This is a genomic window from Pseudomonas sp. PSPC3-2 (genome assembly GCF_049897085.1).
In the GTDB taxonomy this organism is placed as follows: domain Bacteria; phylum Pseudomonadota; class Gammaproteobacteria; order Pseudomonadales; family Pseudomonadaceae; genus Aquipseudomonas; species Aquipseudomonas paraveronii.
This window is the reverse complement of sequence record NZ_JAFCVO010000010.1, coordinates 54,180-68,858: the sequence shown is the minus strand read 5'-3', so window position 1 is coordinate 68,858 and position 14,679 is coordinate 54,180. Positions and strand designations below refer to the sequence as shown.

19 protein-coding genes are annotated in these 14,679 nt (G+C 61.8%); 11 read left to right on the top strand and 8 right to left on the bottom strand.

Going from position 1 to position 14,679, the window contains the following annotated elements; translation table 11 throughout:
- Nucleotides 1-86: 86 nt before the first annotated feature.
- The gene (locus ACP7CJ_RS17745; RefSeq protein ID WP_247405160.1) at nt 87-548 is read right to left on the bottom strand and encodes a TlpA disulfide reductase family protein; all 462 of its coding nucleotides are present in this window, start codon (nt 546-548) and stop codon (nt 87-89) included.
- Between the two features lie 115 nt (nt 549-663).
- On the opposite strand from ACP7CJ_RS17745, the gene arsC reads away from it, so the two are divergent.
- Genes arsC through ACP7CJ_RS17730 form a run of 3 tightly spaced genes read left to right on the top strand, consistent with a single transcriptional unit; the run spans nt 664 to nt 2,031 of the window.
- A complete protein-coding gene (gene arsC, locus ACP7CJ_RS17740; protein ID WP_247405158.1) occupies nt 664-1,017 on the top strand; it encodes an arsenate reductase (glutaredoxin) in 354 nt (117 codons plus the stop codon).
- Complete coding sequence (wrbA, locus tag ACP7CJ_RS17735; protein WP_426100860.1) at nt 1,014-1,628, top strand: NAD(P)H:quinone oxidoreductase; 615 nt, start codon at nt 1,014-1,016, stop codon at nt 1,626-1,628. The genes arsC and wrbA overlap by 4 nt, the downstream gene beginning before the upstream one ends.
- The gene (locus tag ACP7CJ_RS17730) at nt 1,612-2,031 is read left to right on the top strand and encodes a DUF2069 domain-containing protein (RefSeq protein WP_276197544.1); all 420 of its coding nucleotides are present in this window, start codon (nt 1,612-1,614) and stop codon (nt 2,029-2,031) included. The genes wrbA and ACP7CJ_RS17730 overlap by 17 nt, the downstream gene beginning before the upstream one ends.
- A gap of 90 nt (nt 2,032-2,121) precedes the next feature.
- On the opposite strand, the gene ACP7CJ_RS17725 is transcribed toward ACP7CJ_RS17730, so the two are convergent.
- On the bottom strand, nt 2,122-2,793 hold the full coding sequence (locus ACP7CJ_RS17725; protein WP_276197543.1) for a DNA-3-methyladenine glycosylase I: 672 nt from the start codon (nt 2,791-2,793) through the stop codon (nt 2,122-2,124).
- A 67-nt stretch (nt 2,794-2,860) separates the two neighbouring features.
- Entirely contained in the window at nt 2,861-3,685 is an 825-nt protein-coding gene (gene ttcA / locus ACP7CJ_RS17720) for a tRNA 2-thiocytidine(32) synthetase TtcA (RefSeq protein WP_426100858.1), read from the bottom strand.
- Between the two features lie 364 nt (nt 3,686-4,049).
- Between ttcA and ACP7CJ_RS17715 the strand changes: the two genes are divergently transcribed.
- Entirely contained in the window at nt 4,050-4,652 is a 603-nt protein-coding gene (locus ACP7CJ_RS17715) for a Yip1 family protein (RefSeq protein ID WP_247405141.1), read from the top strand.
- Nucleotides 4,653-4,781: 129 nt separating this feature from the next.
- On the top strand, nt 4,782-5,276 hold the full coding sequence (locus ACP7CJ_RS17710) for a SprT family zinc-dependent metalloprotease (protein WP_247405138.1): 495 nt from the start codon (nt 4,782-4,784) through the stop codon (nt 5,274-5,276).
- 124 nt (nt 5,277-5,400) lie between these two features.
- Here ACP7CJ_RS17710 and ACP7CJ_RS17705 read toward each other — a convergent pair whose 3' ends face one another.
- Nucleotides 5,401-6,582 carry a CaiB/BaiF CoA transferase family protein gene (locus tag ACP7CJ_RS17705; protein ID WP_426100856.1) on the bottom strand — a complete coding sequence of 394 codons (1,182 nt, stop codon included), beginning with the start codon at nt 6,580-6,582 and terminating at the stop codon, nt 5,401-5,403.
- Nucleotides 6,583-6,740: 158 nt separating this feature from the next.
- Here ACP7CJ_RS17705 and tusD point away from each other — a divergent pair, with 158 nt between their 5' ends.
- The 6 genes from tusD (at nt 6,741) to ACP7CJ_RS17675 (ending at nt 10,177) form a co-directional block, all read left to right on the top strand.
- Nucleotides 6,741-7,133 carry a sulfurtransferase complex subunit TusD gene (tusD, locus tag ACP7CJ_RS17700; protein ID WP_426100854.1) on the top strand — a complete coding sequence of 131 codons (393 nt, stop codon included), beginning with the start codon at nt 6,741-6,743 and terminating at the stop codon, nt 7,131-7,133.
- Between the two features lies 1 nt (nt 7,134).
- Nucleotides 7,135-7,485 carry a sulfurtransferase complex subunit TusC gene (gene tusC / locus ACP7CJ_RS17695; RefSeq protein ID WP_321847684.1) on the top strand — a complete coding sequence of 117 codons (351 nt, stop codon included), beginning with the start codon at nt 7,135-7,137 and terminating at the stop codon, nt 7,483-7,485.
- Nucleotides 7,485-7,763 carry a sulfurtransferase complex subunit TusB gene (tusB, locus tag ACP7CJ_RS17690; RefSeq protein WP_247404616.1) on the top strand — a complete coding sequence of 93 codons (279 nt, stop codon included), beginning with the start codon at nt 7,485-7,487 and terminating at the stop codon, nt 7,761-7,763. The genes tusC and tusB overlap by 1 nt, the downstream gene beginning before the upstream one ends.
- Nucleotides 7,760-8,095, top strand: a complete 336-nt coding sequence (locus ACP7CJ_RS17685; protein ID WP_247404614.1) for a TusE/DsrC/DsvC family sulfur relay protein — start codon at nt 7,760-7,762, stop codon at nt 8,093-8,095. The genes tusB and ACP7CJ_RS17685 overlap by 4 nt, the downstream gene beginning before the upstream one ends.
- Nucleotides 8,092-9,093 (top strand): glycosyl transferase family protein, encoded by a 1,002-nt coding sequence (locus ACP7CJ_RS17680; RefSeq protein WP_426100852.1) that lies wholly within the window; start codon nt 8,092-8,094, stop codon nt 9,091-9,093. Before ACP7CJ_RS17685 ends, ACP7CJ_RS17680 begins: the two co-directional genes overlap by 4 nt.
- 88 nt (nt 9,094-9,181) lie before the next feature.
- Entirely contained in the window at nt 9,182-10,177 is a 996-nt protein-coding gene (locus ACP7CJ_RS17675; RefSeq protein ID WP_426100850.1) for a glutathione S-transferase family protein, read from the top strand.
- Between the two features lie 106 nt (nt 10,178-10,283).
- Here the strand turns inward: ACP7CJ_RS17675 and cysG are convergent, their stop codons facing one another.
- Genes cysG through ACP7CJ_RS17655 form a run of 4 tightly spaced genes read right to left on the bottom strand, consistent with a single transcriptional unit; the run spans nt 10,284 to nt 14,672 of the window.
- Nucleotides 10,284-11,678: a siroheme synthase CysG gene (gene cysG, locus ACP7CJ_RS17670; RefSeq protein ID WP_426100848.1), complete on the bottom strand. Its 1,395-nt coding sequence runs from the start codon at nt 11,676-11,678 to the stop codon at nt 10,284-10,286.
- Nucleotides 11,679-12,959, bottom strand: coding sequence for a serine--tRNA ligase (gene serS / locus ACP7CJ_RS17665; protein WP_276197533.1), 1,281 nt, complete (start codon nt 12,957-12,959; stop codon nt 11,679-11,681).
- 16 nt (nt 12,960-12,975) lie between these two features.
- On the bottom strand, nt 12,976-13,350 hold the full coding sequence (gene crcB / locus ACP7CJ_RS17660; protein ID WP_276197532.1) for a fluoride efflux transporter CrcB: 375 nt from the start codon (nt 13,348-13,350) through the stop codon (nt 12,976-12,978).
- Nucleotides 13,350-14,672 (bottom strand): replication-associated recombination protein A, encoded by a 1,323-nt coding sequence (locus ACP7CJ_RS17655; protein WP_276197531.1) that lies wholly within the window; start codon nt 14,670-14,672, stop codon nt 13,350-13,352. The genes crcB and ACP7CJ_RS17655 overlap by 1 nt, the downstream gene beginning before the upstream one ends.
- Nucleotides 14,673-14,679: the final 7 nt, after the last annotated feature.

The window sequence follows — 14,679 nt, the reverse complement described above, 5'->3', positions numbered from 1 at the left end:
AGGGGGCTTGCTCCCGATGACGACCTATCAGTCAGCTCGTGTATCGACTGACACACCGCCATCGGGAGCAAGCCCCTCCTACATATTCAACCGCGCAGGGCCTTGAGTTTGGCCAGCACGCCTTGCGCCGTCTGCTCGCCCATCAACTGCTCACGCACCTTGCCCTTGTCATCGATGATGTAAGTCACCGGCAACGCTTCGCTGCGTGGAATATCAAAGATCCCGTCCGGGTTCTGTGCCAGCACAGTGAACTTGATGCCCAGCTTGTCGCTGGCGTCCTTCAGTTCTGCGCCCTGCACATTGTCGAAATTGACTCCGAACACGCCGACGTTCTGCCCTTTCAACTGTTCCGACAAGGCGTTGAGCTCAGGAATTTCCGTGCGACAAGGGCCACACCATTCCGCCCAGTAGTTGACCACCAGCCATTGCTTGTCCAAGCGCTCGGCCGCTACTTTCTGGCCATATTGGTCAACGCCGTAGTCATTACCGCAGCCGCTGAGCAGCAGGGTTGTGATGATCGCCAATGCACCGATCAGTCGCCTTGTCATGGGATAATCCTTCGCAAAAATGAACGTTGGCTGCGGCTGATCGCCTCTTACGGTTTAAGGACCGGGCGCAGCGCAGGTAGAATACCCGCCACCTTACGCAAGATGCGACCCGCACATGACCGATCTGACGCTTTATCACAACCCGCGCTGCTCGAAATCCCGCGGAGCGCTCGAACTGCTGGAAGCTCGCGGCCTCGCCCCGACGGTGGTGCGCTACCTGGAAACCCCGCTGAATGCCGCGCAATTGAAAGCCCTGCTGACCAAACTGGGGCTCAGCGCACGCCAACTACTGCGCACCGGCGAAGAGGAATACAAAACCCTCAACCTGGATGACGCGACGCTCAGCGAAACACAGTTGATCGCCGCCATCGCCGAGCACCCCAAGTTGATGGAACGTCCGATCCTCGAAACCAGCGACAAAGCCATCATCGGCCGGCCGCCGGAGAACGTGCTGGAGATCCTGCCGTGAGTACGCCGTATGTGCTGGTGTTGTATTACAGCCGCAACGGCTCGGTCAGCGAAATGGCCCGGCACATTGCCCGAGGTATCGAACAAGGCGGGATGGAAGCACGCCTGCGCACCGTGCCGGCGATCTCCACCGAGTGCGAAGCCGTAGCGCCGAGCATTCCGGCCGAAGGCGCGCTGTATGCCAGCCTGGATGATTTGAAGAACTGTTCAGGCCTGGCCCTGGGCAGCCCGACCCGCTTCGGCAATATGGCCGCGCCGTTGAAGTACTTTATCGACGGCACCAGTAACCTCTGGCTGACCGGCGCCCTGGTCGGCAAACCGGCCGGGGTATTTACCTCCACCGCCAGCCTGCACGGCGGCCAGGAAACCACGCTGATGTCGATGCTGCTGCCGCTGCTGCACCACGGCATGCTGATCACCGGCCTGCCTTACAGCGAACAAGCGCTGCTCGACACCCAGGGTGGCGGCACGCCTTACGGCGCCAGCCACCATGCCGGGCCCGACGGCAAGCGCCTGCTGGATCAACATGAAATCGCCCTGTGCAAGGCCCTTGGCCTGCGCCTGGCGAAAACCGCTGTGCTGCTGGAGAACGGCCGTGGCCAAAAAACCTAAAATCCTGCCACCCCAGGCCTGGCTGGCGCCGCGGGTCAAAGTCGCACGCGCGCTGAGCCTGCTGGCGTTTTTCGGCCTGGTCGGTCTGCTCTGCGTGTATTACCTGTTCATCGCCGACCTGCACGGCGCACGCCCGTGGGTGATCCTGCTGATCGAGTTGGTGCCGCTGCTGGTGCTGGCGCCGGGGATGGTGAGCGGCAGCGCGCGCGGACACTCGTGGATGTGCTTTGTGGTGAACCTGTATTTCATCAAGGGCGCGCTGGCGGCCTATGACCCGAACCGCCAGTGGTTCGGTGTGCTGGAAATGCTCGCGAGCCTGGCGCTGTTCTGTACGGCGCTGCTGTATGTGCGCTGGCGGTTCCAGTTGGATCGGCGCTTGGCGGGCGAGGGTCAGCCAGCCTGACCCGCCGTCAGCGCGAGCAAGCCCCACGCTTGGAATGCAGTTCCTTGTGCTTGTGGGAGTGGGCTTGCCCGCGATGGCGTCACCTCGGTTTCAATGATTGACCGTATACGCCAGCATCATCGACAACTGGCACATCGGCCGCCCACTCTCGGCATGCCACTGGTTGAACGCCCCCTGCACCGTCGCCAGGTCGCGCAGGCTGGTGGGGGCCTTGTCGACGATCTTCTGCGCGTGCAGTGCCGCGACCACGTCATCGCTCGGCACGAACGTATCCTTGCCCACCATGCGCAGAAAGCGCGGCGCCGACAGCCCGCCCAACTGATGACCGTGCTTGCTCAAGTATTTCCACAACCCGACGATGTCGGTCACCGGCCAATCGGCGATAAACGCGCCGAAACTGCCCTTCTCCTGGGCGATGTCGAGGATCATCTGCGCGTTGCGCGGCACGCTCTTGAGCTTGCCCAAGTGGCGGATGATGCGCGTGTCCTGCATCAAGCGCTCCAGGTGCTCGGCGCCCATCAGCACGACTTTTTCCGGGTCGAAGCCAAAGAACACCTGCTCGAACGCGGGCCATTTGGCATCCACCACGCTGTGCTTGAGCCCGGCGCGAAAAACCCGCAGCGCCAGGGTCGACAGGTAACGATCATCACTGATCTGGCGTAATTGCGCCGGGGTGTTGGGGACAGGCAGGTGGGCTTCCAGCTCGGCCGCCGAACCGAAGCGGTTCAGACAATATTCGTGCAGCCATTTGTAATCGCGCATGCCCTCTCCTGGGGATTGAAATGAAAACGGCGCCTGTGAGCGCCGTCGTTCAGAGCGTTGAAAAGCGTCAGAGGTTCACTACGTTGACGAAGCGCGAAGCGGCGCTCTCGTCGATACGCAGGCTGGTGAAGTCGAACAGGTTACGGTCGGCTAACTGCGATGGGATCACGTTCTGCAAGCTGCGGAAGATACTCTCGGTCCGCCCCGGGGTCTTGCGTTCCCAGTCCTGGAGCATCTCCTTGACCACCTGGCGCTGCAGGTTTTCCTGGGAGCCGCACAGGTTGCACGGGATGATCGGGAATTGCTTGAAATCGGAGTAGGCCTGGATGTCCTTCTCGTTGCAATACGCCAGCGGGCGAATCACCACGTTGCGTCCGTCATCGGCGCGCAGCTTGGGCGGCATGGCCTTGAGGGAGCCGTTGAAGAACATGTTGAGGAAGAACGTCTCGACGATATCGTCGCGGTGATGCCCCAGGGCCATCTTGGTCGCACCGATCTCATCGGCAAACGTGTAGAGCGTGCCACGGCGCAGGCGCGAACACAGCGAACAGGTGGTCTTGCCCTCCGGGATCAGCTCCTTGACCACCGAATAGGTGTCTTTTTCGACGATGTGGTACTCGATGCCCAATGCCTTGAAGTAGGCCGGCAGTACGTCTTCGGGGAAGCCCGGTTGTTTCTGGTCCATGTTGACGGCGACGATCTCGAACTTGATCGGCGCGACCTTTTGCAAGTGCAGCAGCACGTCGAGCAGGGTGTAGCTATCTTTGCCGCCGGAGAGGCAGACCATGACCTTATCGCCGTCCTCGATCATGTTGAAGTCGGCGACCGCTTCACCGGCCAGGCGACGCAGGCGTTTTTGCAGTTTGTTCTGGTTGACCGTAAGAGTGCCCATGGCGCTTGGATCCGCTAGAGGTGTGTGACGAAAAGCGCGGTATTTTACCGGTAAGGTTGACCAAGTTCCAATGTGGGAGGGGGCTTGCTCCCGATAGCGGGGTGTCAGCCACCCATTTGTTAGTGACAGACTGCCATCGGGAGCAAGCCCCCTCCCACACTTGACTGCATTGCCAACCTACAGACCGCGCCGCGATTAAGCCCGCTGTTTACAGCGCAATTTGCTCTAAAGCCCTACGGTTTTTCCGGTCATCACTTCCTATACTGCGACTTGAGGTCGCACATAACTATCCAGACCTTTCAGGCCATCTGGCCCGTGGGCGCTCCGATGGGGGGCGATGGTAATAACAACAGGAGTGACTGGCATGATCCATCACGTCGTGGGGCTTTTTACCCATCCCGACCAGGAATGGCGGGAAATTCGTGGCGATAAAGAAGAAAGCGTCGGCCACATGTACCTCACACACACCTTGATTCTTGCGGCGATCCCCGCCGTATCAGCCTATATCGGCACCACTCAGATCGGCTGGGTCATCGGCAACCGCTCCCCGGTCATGCTGACCCAGGAAAGCGCCTTGTGGATGACCCTCATGTCTTACGTGGCGATGCTCGGCGGCGTAGCGGTCATGGGCGCCTTCATTCACTGGATGGCGCGCACCTACGACGCCAGCCCCAGCATGGCGCGTTGTATCGCCTTTGCCACCTACACCGCCACACCGCTGTTTATCGGCGGGCTGGCGGCGCTCTACCCGCACATGTGGCTGGGGATGGTCGTCGGCACGGCGGCGATCTGTTACACGGTGTACCTGCTGTATGTGGGGTTACCGACGTTCATGAGCATCGATCCGGACGAAGGCTTCCTGTTTTCCAGCTCGGTGTTGGCCGTGGGCCTGGTCGTGCTGGTGGCAATCATGGCGTTTACTGTGATCGTCTGGGGCCTGGGCGTTGGCCCGATCTATACCAACTAAGCGGTTTCACCCAGCAGGCAAGGCCACCGCAAGGTGGCTTTGTGCGTCATGCATGACCATTCGGCGCCTGACCGATTCGGAAACACCCGCCTTTGCGGCATACTGAGCGCCTCTGGAGATAGGTACAGCATGCCCGAGCAACTCAATACCCGCGTCGAAGATTGTTTCCTGCTAGCCGAATCCTTTTTCAAACGAAACTTCAAACGCCCCCAGGTCAGCCTCAAACTGCGGGGCCAGAAGGCCGGTGTCGCGCATTTGCACGAGAACCTGCTGCGCTTCAACCCACAGTTGTACCGAGAAAACAGCCAACACTTCCTCAAACAGACCGTGGCCCATGAAGTGGCGCACCTGATCGCCCACCAATTGTTTGGCGAACGCATCCAGCCCCATGGCGAGGAATGGCAACTGATCATGCGCGGCGTGTATGAACTGCCGCCGGACCGTTGCCACACCTATGAAATCAAGCGTCGCCAGGTGACCCGCTATATCTACCGCTGCCCGTGTGCCGACAGCGACTTCCCGTTTTCGTCACAGCGCCATGGGCTGGTGAGGCAGGGGCGGCGTTATCTGTGCAGGCGCTGTCGGCAGACGTTGGTGTTTACCGGGGAAACCCGCGTCGAGTGAAAGGTGCGGTGCCTGTAAGCGCCTCATCGGGGGCAAGCCCCCTCCCACATTTTGACCGCGTACATCCTTTGGAATGCAGTCAAATGTGGGAGGGGGCTTGCTCCCGATAGCGCCCGCCCAGTCACTACACAATCACCTTGGCGCTGCGCAGTTCGCTGATGCGCTGTGGGCTCAAGCCCAACTCCATCAGCACTTCATCACTGTGTGCGCCCACAGCGACCCCAATATGCCGGGGCGCTGGCAACCCCTCGGAGAACTTAAGCGGGCAAGCCATTTGCGCCTGGGTCGAGCCGTCGGCCCGAGGCACCTGGGCGACCAACTCCCGCGCCTTCAACTGCGGATGCTCCACGCCTTCGCTCAGACTCAACACCGGTTCCACGCACGCATCCACCCCGGCAAACAACTCGCACAGTTCCTCAAAACTGCGCTTCTCGAACTCAACCTGCAGCGCCTGCTTGAGCGCCTTTTGCTGCGCAGGCTTGGGCGACAAGCCTTGTGCCGCCAACTCCGGTCGTCCCAACGTTGCACACAATTGCTGCATAAACGCCGGCTCCAGACTGCCCACCGACATCCAGCGCCCATCACGGGAGCGGTAATAATCGTAGAAACTGCCGCCATTGAGCACATGGGTCTCCCAACCGGGCTCCACGCCACAGGCCAGGTATCCAGCACCGGCCATGGCATTCAAGCTGAACGAGCAGTCGGTCATGCTCACATCCAAGTATTGGCCGACGCCGCTCTGTTGCCGCGCAATCACCGCCGCGAGCAGGCCCACCACCGCGTGCAGCGAGCCGCCGGCGACATCTGCCAATTGCACGCCCAAGGGCAGCGGCCCGCTGCCCTGACGCCCGGTATGGCTGGCCACTCCAGCCAACGCCAGATAGTTGATATCGTGCCCGGCGCGATCCTTGTAGGGGCCGGTCTGACCGTACCCGGTGATCGACACATAAATCAGCCGCGGGTTGATCGCCTTCAACGCCGCATACCCCAGGCCCAGGCGTTCCATCACCCCAGGGCGAAACTGTTCGAGCACGATGTCGTAGCCCTTGACCAGTTCGCGCACAATCTCCAGCGCCTCGGCCTGCTTCAGATCCAGGGCGAGGCTGCGCTTATTGCGATTGAGGTAAGCATGACTCGCCGAGGTGCCCTGATCATGGGGCGGCAGCACGCGTAGCAGGTCCATGCGCGTGGGCGATTCGATGCGCAGCACCTCGGCGCCCATGTCCGCCAGCATCAGCGAAGCGAACGGGCCGGGCAGCAAGGTGGAAAAATCCAGTACTTTAAGGGACGCCAAGGGACCTGACATGGAGACTCCGTTTCCGATTTGACAGACCACAGCGTAGTCAGCCTTCAGCGCCCAGGGCAATCGTCAGAACGATCAGCGGCCGTGACCGTTTTGATCACGGCGGGCTTTTTCCCGGCGGCGGCCTTATCATTGGCCCACGTTTGCTTGCAGGGTGTTCCATGAAATTCGCGATAGCAGTGTTTTCCGCCGCCCATGCGCCCTCCTCGCGTCGCGCCTTGCTGTTCGCCCAGGCGGCGCTGGCCGGCGGGCATGAGATTGTGCGGCTGTTTTTTTATCAGGATGGCGTTTACAGCGCCTCCAACAGCATCGTTGCGCCACAGGATGAGCAAGACATCGCCCGCCAATGGCGTGAGTTTGTCAGCGCACATCAGTTGGATGCCGTGGTCTGCATCGCCGCCGCCCTGCGCCGTGGTGTGCTCAACAGTGAAGAAGCCGCACGCTACCAACGCAGCGCGGTGAACGTGGAGGCGCCATGGGAGCTGTCGGGCCTTGGCCAATTGCACGACGCGAGCCAGACCGCCGACCGCTTGATCTGTTTTGGAGGGCCGTGACATGTCCACATCCTTGCTGGTGATCAGCCGCCAAGCACCGTGGTCCGGGCCGAGCGCGCGGGAAGCGTTGGATATCGTGTTGGCCGGCGGCGCGTTCGATCTGCCCATCGGCCTGCTGTTTCTGGATGACGGCGTGTTCCAACTGGCACCGCACCAGGACGCCAAGGCCGTGCAGCAAAAAGACCTCGGCGCCAACCTGCAGGCACTGGGGCTGTTCGGTATCGACGAGGTGTTTGCCTGCGAGCACAGCCTGGCCGCGCGCGGGCTGACGCACCCGGTCAATGCGCAGCCGCTGAACAACGAACAGATCTCCCAGTTGATTGACCGTTACGACCAGGTGATAACCCTCTGATGTCGACTCTACATGTGGTGTCCCACTCCCCGTTTACCGATAGCCGCCTCGACAGCTGCCTGCGCATCTGCGGCAGCGACGATGCGATCCTGCTCTGTGGCGACGGCGCCTACGGGCTGCATCACCCGGCCCTGCAACTCAAGGGCGTGAAGGTGTTTGTGCTGGCCGAAGACAGCCTGGCGCGCAACCTGCCGCTGCCCGACTGGGCCGACTGCGTGGATTACCCAGGTTTCGTGCAACTGTCTATCGACTACGACAAGGTCAACTCCTGGCTATGAACACCCTGACCGTGGGCACGCATGCCCTCGAACTGGACAAGGACGGCTACCTCGTCGACCTGAACGAGTGGTCGGTCGACGTGGCCAACGCCCTGGCCGCCGCCGAAGCCCTCGAGTTGACCCCGGCGCACTGGGAAATCCTCGAGCTGCTGCGCCAGTTCTATCAAGAATTCCAGCTGTCCCCCGCCACGCGCCCGCTGATCAAGTACACCGCCTTGAAGCTGGGCGCAGACAAGGGCAACAGCCTGCACCTGAATAAACTGTTCAACGGCACTCCCGCCAAACTCGCCGCCAAGCTGGCGGGCCTGCCTAGGCCGACGAATTGCTTATGACCGACTTTGCCCCGCTGACCCTTGAAACCCCCGCCGAGCACCCGTTTGCGCCGTTCGTGCGTATCCTGGGCAAAGGCAAGCGCGGCGCGCGCAACCTGACCCGCGAAGAAGCCCGCGAAGCCATGGGCATGCTGCTTGACGAAAAAGTCGAAGACACCCAGCTCGGCGCCTTCCTCATGCTGCTGCGCCACGAAGAGGAAAGCCCGGAAGAACTCGCCGGTTTCACCGAAGCAGTCCGCGAGCGCCTGCACGCGCCGGCGCTGAAGGTGGATGTCGACTGGCCGACCTACGCCGGCAAAAAGCGCCACCTGCCGTGGTTCCTGCTGGCCGCCAAGTGCCTGGCGCAGAACGGTGTGCGCATCCTCATGCATGGCGGCGGCGCCCACACCGCTGGCCGGTTGTACACCGAACAATTGCTCGAAGGCCTGCAGATCCCGCTGTGCCGCAATTGGCAGCAGGTCGAGACGGCTTTCGCGCACGGCAACCTGGCGTTCATCCCGCTGGGCGATTGGGCACCGCAACTGCAACGCATGATCGACCTGCGCAACACCCTGGGCCTGCGCTCGCCGATCCACTCCCTGGCACGCCTGCTCAACCCACTGAACGCCCGCTGCGGCCTGCAAAGCATCTTCCACCCCGGTTACCAGGGTGTACACCGCGATGCCAGCGGCCTGCTCGGCGACAATGTGATTGTGGTCAAGGGCGATGGCGGTGAGATCGAGATCAACCCCGACACGATCAGCCACCTCTACGGCACCACCGGCGGCGAAAGTTGGGATGAAGAATGGCCCGCCCTCTCCGCCCAGCGCCATGTCAAACCGGCCAGCCTGGAGCCCGAGCAGTTGAAAGCGCTGTGGCGCGGCGATGTCGAGGACAGCTACCCGCAACTCGCCTTGATCGCCACCATGGCCCTGGCCTTGCGCGGTCTGGGTCATCCGCGCGAGCGAGCGTTCGAACTGGCCCAGCACTACTGGGATGCGCGGGATAAATCGATTTAATCGATCATTGCGCCGCAGTTTTTGCGCTTTTAGTTCGAACTCATGCCTTTAGACTGGGCTCTAACGCTTATTAGCCAAGGAGCCAGTCATGGGTTTGCTGATCGAAGGACACTGGCACGACCAGTGGTACGAAAGTAGCGCGGATGGCGCTTTCCAGCGGGAACAGGCGCAACGCCGCCACTGGGTGACCGCTGACGGCCAGCCCGGCCCCAGCGGCGAAGGTGGCTTCAAGGCCGAAGCCGGTCGCTACCACCTGTATGTGTCGCTCGCCTGTCCATGGGCCCATCGCACACTGATCCTGCGCAAACTCAAAGGCCTGGAAGGCCTGATCGACGTGTCCGTGGTCAGTTGGCTGATGCTGGAAAACGGCTGGACCTTCGACAAGGCCCACGGCTCCAGCGGCGACACGCTCGATGGCTTCGACTTCATGCACCAGCGCTACACCGCCGACACGGCCGATTACACCGGGCGCGTCACGGTGCCGGTGCTGTGGGACAAACACCTCAAGCGCATCGTCAGCAATGAATCAGCGGAGATCATCCGCATGTTCAACAGTGCGTTCAACGGGCTGACCGGCAACACCCTGGACTTCTACCCCGAGGCTCTGCGCCCGAGCATCGACGCGTTGAACGAGCGCATCTACCCAGCCGTGAACAACGGCGTGTACCGCGCAGGTTTCGCCACGTCGCAGCAGGCGTATGAACGTGCGTTCGATGATCTGTTTGCCGAACTTGACCACCTGGAACAGCACCTCGGCGAGCATCGCTACCTGGCCGGTGAATACCTGACCGAGGCCGATGTGCGGCTGTTCACCACGCTGATTCGCTTTGATGCGGTGTATTACAGCCACTTCAAATGCAACCTGCGCCGGATTGCGGATTATCCGAATTTGTCGAACTGGTTGCGGGAACTGTATCAATGGCCGGGAGTGGCCGAGACGGTAGACTTTGAGCACATCAAGGGGCATTACTATGCCAGCCACCGCACCATCAATCCGACGGGGATTGTGCCCAAGGGGCCGTTGCAGGTGTTTGATGCCCCGCATGATCGTGGGCGGTTGAGCGGTAAGGGTGTCTGGAGCTGATCCGGAGGACTGGTTGGATCAAATGGCCTTATCGGGGGCAAGCCCCCTCCCACTTTTTGGAATGCATTCCAATGTGGGAGGGGGCTTGCCCCCGATGCATTTAGGCTCAGACTTGGGCCTGGGCGCCTTCAAACCATTTGAGTTTCTCGCGCAGCACTACCACCTCACCGACGATCACCAGCGTCGGCGCATGCACTTCATGCTCCGCCACCATGCGCGGCAAGTCGGCCAAGGTACCGGTGAACACGCGCTGGTTGGACGTGGTGCCCTGCTGGATCAAGGCCGCCGGGGTGTCCGCCGAACGTCCATGCTTGATCAACTGTTCGCAGATGATCGGCAAACCGATCAAGCCCATGTAGAACACCAGGGTCTGCGACGGGCCCACCAGATCACTCCAAGGCAGGTCCGAGGTGCCGTTCTTCAAGTGCCCGGTGATAAAGCGTACCGATTGCGCATAGTCGCGGTGAGTCAGCGGAATCCCGGCATACGCCGCGCAACCGCTGGCCGCCGTGATGCCCGGCACCACCTGGAACGGAATGCCATGGGCCGCCAGTTCTTCGATCTCTTCGCCGCCACGGCCAAAGATGAACGGATCGCCACCCTTGAGACGCAGCACACGCTTGCCTTGCTTGGCCAGGTCGACCAGTTGCTGGTTGATCTGGTCCTGAGGCACGGTGTGGTCAGCACGCCGCTTGCCCACGTACACGCGCTCGGCGTCACGCCGGCACAGTTCAAGAATCGCTGGCGCCACCAGGCGGTCGTAGAGCACCACATCGGCCTGCTGCATCAGACGCAAGGCGCGGAAGGTCAATAGGTCCGGATCGCCGGGGCCGGCGCCAACCAGGTAGACTTCGCCCGGCGCATTCGGCGGTGCGCCGTTGACCTTTTCAATCAACAGACGCTCGGCTTCATCGCCCTGCCCGGCCAGTTGCCGATCGGCAATCGGGCCCTGAAAGACTTCTTCCCAGAACGCGCGGCGTTGCAGCACATCCGGGTACAACCCTTTGACCTGGGCTCGAAAGCGCGCCGCCAGCCCGGCCAGTTGGCCATACGTGGACGGAATCCAGGTTTCCAGCTTGGCCCGGATCAAGCGTGCCAGCACCGGCGCATCGCCGCCGCTGGACACCGCGATCACCAACGGCGAACGGTCGACAATCGCCGGGAAGATCACGCTGCACAGGGCCGGCGCATCCACCACATTGACCGGCACGCAACGGCGTTTGGCATCGCTGGACACTTGCGCGTTCAGCGGTTCGTCGTCCGTAGCGGCGATGATCAGGGTGCAACCGTCGAGGTCGGCCTCCTGATAACCGCGCATGATCAGTTCCCCGCCACTGCCCTGCACCAGTTCACGCAACTGGTTTTCGATCTGGGGAGCAACCACCCGCAGCAGCGCGCCAGCGTCGGCCAACAGCCGGGACTTGCGCAAGGCAATCTCCCCGCCGCCGACGACCAACACACGACTGCCGCGCAGGTTATGGAACAGCGGCAGAAATTCCATTTAGCCGATGACCTCGATGCCCGCCATGTAAGGCTTGAGCACGTCCGGCACACGGATCGAACCGTCGGCCTGCTGGTAGTTTTCCAGCACGGCCACCAGGGTACGGCCTACGGCCAGGCCCGAACCGTTGAGGGTGTGCACCAGTTCCGGCTTGCCGGTTTCCGGGTTGCGGAAACGCGCCTGCATGCGACGCGCCTGGAAATCACCGCAGTTGGAGCACGACGAGATCTCGCGGTATTTGTCCTGGCTCGGCACCCACACTTCGAGGTCGTAGGTTTTCACGGCGCTGAAACCCATGTCACCCGTACACAGTGCCAGCACGCGGTACGGCAGTTCCAGCAGTTGCAGCACGCGTTCGGCGTTGGCGGTCAGGCCTTCGAGGGCCTCCATGGAGGTCGACGGCTCGACCACTTGCACCATCTCGACTTTGTCGAACTGGTGCTGGCGGATCATGCCGCGAGTGTCGCGCCCGGAGGCACCGGCTTCACTGCGGAAGCATGGCGTGTGGGCGACGAGCTTGAGCGGCAGCTGCTTGGCGTCGAGGATCTCGCCGGCCACGATGTTGGTCAGCGACACTTCGGCGGTCGGGATCAGGTACAGGTCGGCTTCGCCATCGCGGCTGATCTTGAACAGGTCTTCCTCGAACTTCGGCAACTGGCCGGTACCCTGCAGGGCCGGGGCCTGAACCAGGTACGGCGTGTAAGCCTCTTCGTAACCGTGTTCGCCGGTGTGCAGGTTGATCATGAACTGCGCCAGGGCGCGATGCAGGCGGGCAATCGGACCACGCAGCAAGGCAAAGCGCGCGCCGGACAGCTTGGCGGCGGTTTCGAAATCCAGGCCACCGCTGAGTTCGCCCAGGGCGACGTGGTCCTTGATCTCGAAATCAAAGGCCTTCGGCGTGCCCCAGCGGCGCACTTCGACGTTCCCCTCTTCGTCCGCACCGACCGGCACCGACTCGTGCGGCAGGTTCGGAATGCCTAGCAGGATTGAATCCAGCTCGCCTTGAATCTTGTCCAGTTCGACTTTGCCGTCGGACAGCTCGGTGCCCATGCGCTCGACGTCCGCCATCAACGGCGCGATGTCTTCGCCGCGCTGCTTGGCCTGACCGATGGATTTGGAACGCGCATTACGCTCAGCCTGCAGTGCTTCGGTGCGGGTCTGGACGGTCTTGCGCTGTTCTTCCAGCGCTTCGATGCGCGCAACATCCAAGGCAAAGCCACGGGATGCCAGGCGGTCCGCTACGTCCTGAAGGTTGCTACGTAACAGTTTGGAATCGAGCATGTCGGTCTCTCGTTTATCAAAGTTTGGTCAAGGACAGGCCGGCCCAGGTGGCGAGCAGCCCGCCGAATATGCTGATGCCTAGGTACCCGAAAGCGACCAGGGCTTGCCCGCTTTCCAGCAGGCGCAGCGTATCCAGTGAAAAGGATGAAAAGGTCGTCAGACCGCCTACAAAGCCGACAATCAAGCCGGTACGAATTTCAATCGGCACTTCCGGGCGCAGCAGGAACCAGCCGTACAGCAGCCCGATGATCAAGCAGCCCACCAGGTTGACCGCCAGGGTCGCCGCATAAAAATGCTTTGGCCAGTTGGCGTTTACCCAAGTACCGGTGGCGAAACGCAATAATGTACCAGCGATGCCGGCAACGGACACGGCAAGAATCGTCTTGAGCACTACTTTCTCCGCTGTTTGGGGCTGAGGCGATCGAGTTGAGCGAGGTGATTGAGCTTTTCACCGATCTTCAGCTCCAGGCCACGGGGCACCGGTTGGTAGAACGGCTGCGGCTCAAGCTCGTCGGGGAAGTAATCTTCGCCGGCGGCATAGGCGTCCGGCTCATCGTGGGCGTAGCGGTATTCATCACCGTAACCCAGTTGCTTCATCAGCTTGGTGGGTGCATTGCGCAGGTGCAGCGGCACTTCGAGGGAGCCATGTTCGGCCGCCGCGCGCAGTGCTGACTTGAAGCCCATGTACACCGCGTTACTTTTCGGCGCACACGCCAGGTAGGTAATCGCCTGAGCCACCGCCAACTCGCCTTCCGGGCTGCCGAGGCGCTCCTGAACTTCCCACGCCGCAAGGCACAGGCTCAGGGCGCGCGGGTCGGCGTTGCCGATGTCTTCACTGGCCATGCGCACCACGCGGCGCGCCAGGTACAGCGGATCACAGCCACCGTCGATCATGCGCGCGAACCAGTACAACGCGCCGTCGGGGTTGGAGCCGCGTACCGACTTGTGCAGCGCCGAAATCTGATCGTAGAACGCTTCGCCACCCTTGTCGAAACGCCGGCGTGTGTCGCCGAGCAGGCTTTGCAGGAGCTCGACGCCAATCTCGCTGCCGTCCTCGGCCAGGTCGGACGCGTTCTCCAGCAGGTTGAGAAAACGTCGCCCGTCGCCATCGGCGGCGCTGAACAGGATCTTGAAGCCTTCATCGCTGAGGCTCAACTGGCGCTTGCCCAAGCCCTTGTCTTCGCTCAAGGCGCGCTGCAGCAGCTTTCGCATCGCCGCGTCATCCAAGCTTTTGAGCACATACACCCGCGCCCGCGAGAGCAAGGCGTTGTTCAATTCGAAGGACGGGTTCTCGGTGGTTGCACCGATAAAAATCAGCGTGCCGTCTTCGACATACGGCAAGAACGCATCCTGCTGCGACTTGTTGAAGCGATGCACTTCGTCGACGAACAGGATGGTGCGCTTGCCATATTGCCCGGCCTGCTGCTTGGCCACTTCCACCGCCTGGCGGATCTCCTTGACCCCGGCCAGCACCGCCGAGACCGTTTCGAAGTGGGCATCCGAGACTTTCGCCAGCAGCCGCGCCAGGGTGGTTTTACCCACCCCCGGCGGCCCCCAGAAAATCATCGAGTGCAGCGCACCCTGCTCCAGGGCTTCGCGCAAAGGCTTGCCGCGAGCGAGCAGGTGTTCCTGACCGACGTACTCATCCAGGTTGGTCGAACGCAAGCGTGCGGCCAGGGGTTGAGCGATCGGATCACTTCGAAACAGGTCCATGGGCAGC

Coding starts and splice junctions, on each gene's coding strand:
- ACP7CJ_RS17745 (WP_247405160.1), bottom strand. CDS start 548: ATGACAAGGCGACTGATCGGTGCATTGGCGATCATCACAACCCTGCTG.
- arsC (WP_247405158.1), top strand. CDS start 664: ATGACCGATCTGACGCTTTATCACAACCCGCGCTGCTCGAAATCCCGC.
- ACP7CJ_RS17725 (WP_276197543.1), bottom strand. CDS start 2,793: ATGCGCGATTACAAATGGCTGCACGAATATTGTCTGAACCGCTTCGGT.
- ttcA (WP_426100858.1), bottom strand. CDS start 3,685: ATGGGCACTCTTACGGTCAACCAGAACAAACTGCAAAAACGCCTGCGT.
- ACP7CJ_RS17715 (WP_247405141.1), top strand. CDS start 4,050: ATGATCCATCACGTCGTGGGGCTTTTTACCCATCCCGACCAGGAATGG.
- ACP7CJ_RS17710 (WP_247405138.1), top strand. CDS start 4,782: ATGCCCGAGCAACTCAATACCCGCGTCGAAGATTGTTTCCTGCTAGCC.
- ACP7CJ_RS17705 (WP_426100856.1), bottom strand. CDS start 6,582: ATGTCAGGTCCCTTGGCGTCCCTTAAAGTACTGGATTTTTCCACCTTG.
- tusD (WP_426100854.1), top strand. CDS start 6,741: ATGAAATTCGCGATAGCAGTGTTTTCCGCCGCCCATGCGCCCTCCTCG.
- tusC (WP_321847684.1), top strand. CDS start 7,135: ATGTCCACATCCTTGCTGGTGATCAGCCGCCAAGCACCGTGGTCCGGG.
- tusB (WP_247404616.1), top strand. CDS start 7,485: ATGTCGACTCTACATGTGGTGTCCCACTCCCCGTTTACCGATAGCCGC.
- ACP7CJ_RS17685 (WP_247404614.1), top strand. CDS start 7,760: ATGAACACCCTGACCGTGGGCACGCATGCCCTCGAACTGGACAAGGAC.
- ACP7CJ_RS17680 (WP_426100852.1), top strand. CDS start 8,092: ATGACCGACTTTGCCCCGCTGACCCTTGAAACCCCCGCCGAGCACCCG.
- ACP7CJ_RS17675 (WP_426100850.1), top strand. CDS start 9,182: ATGGGTTTGCTGATCGAAGGACACTGGCACGACCAGTGGTACGAAAGT.
- cysG (WP_426100848.1), bottom strand. CDS start 11,678: ATGGAATTTCTGCCGCTGTTCCATAACCTGCGCGGCAGTCGTGTGTTG.
- serS (WP_276197533.1), bottom strand. CDS start 12,959: ATGCTCGATTCCAAACTGTTACGTAGCAACCTTCAGGACGTAGCGGAC.
- ACP7CJ_RS17655 (WP_276197531.1), bottom strand. CDS start 14,672: ATGGACCTGTTTCGAAGTGATCCGATCGCTCAACCCCTGGCCGCACGC.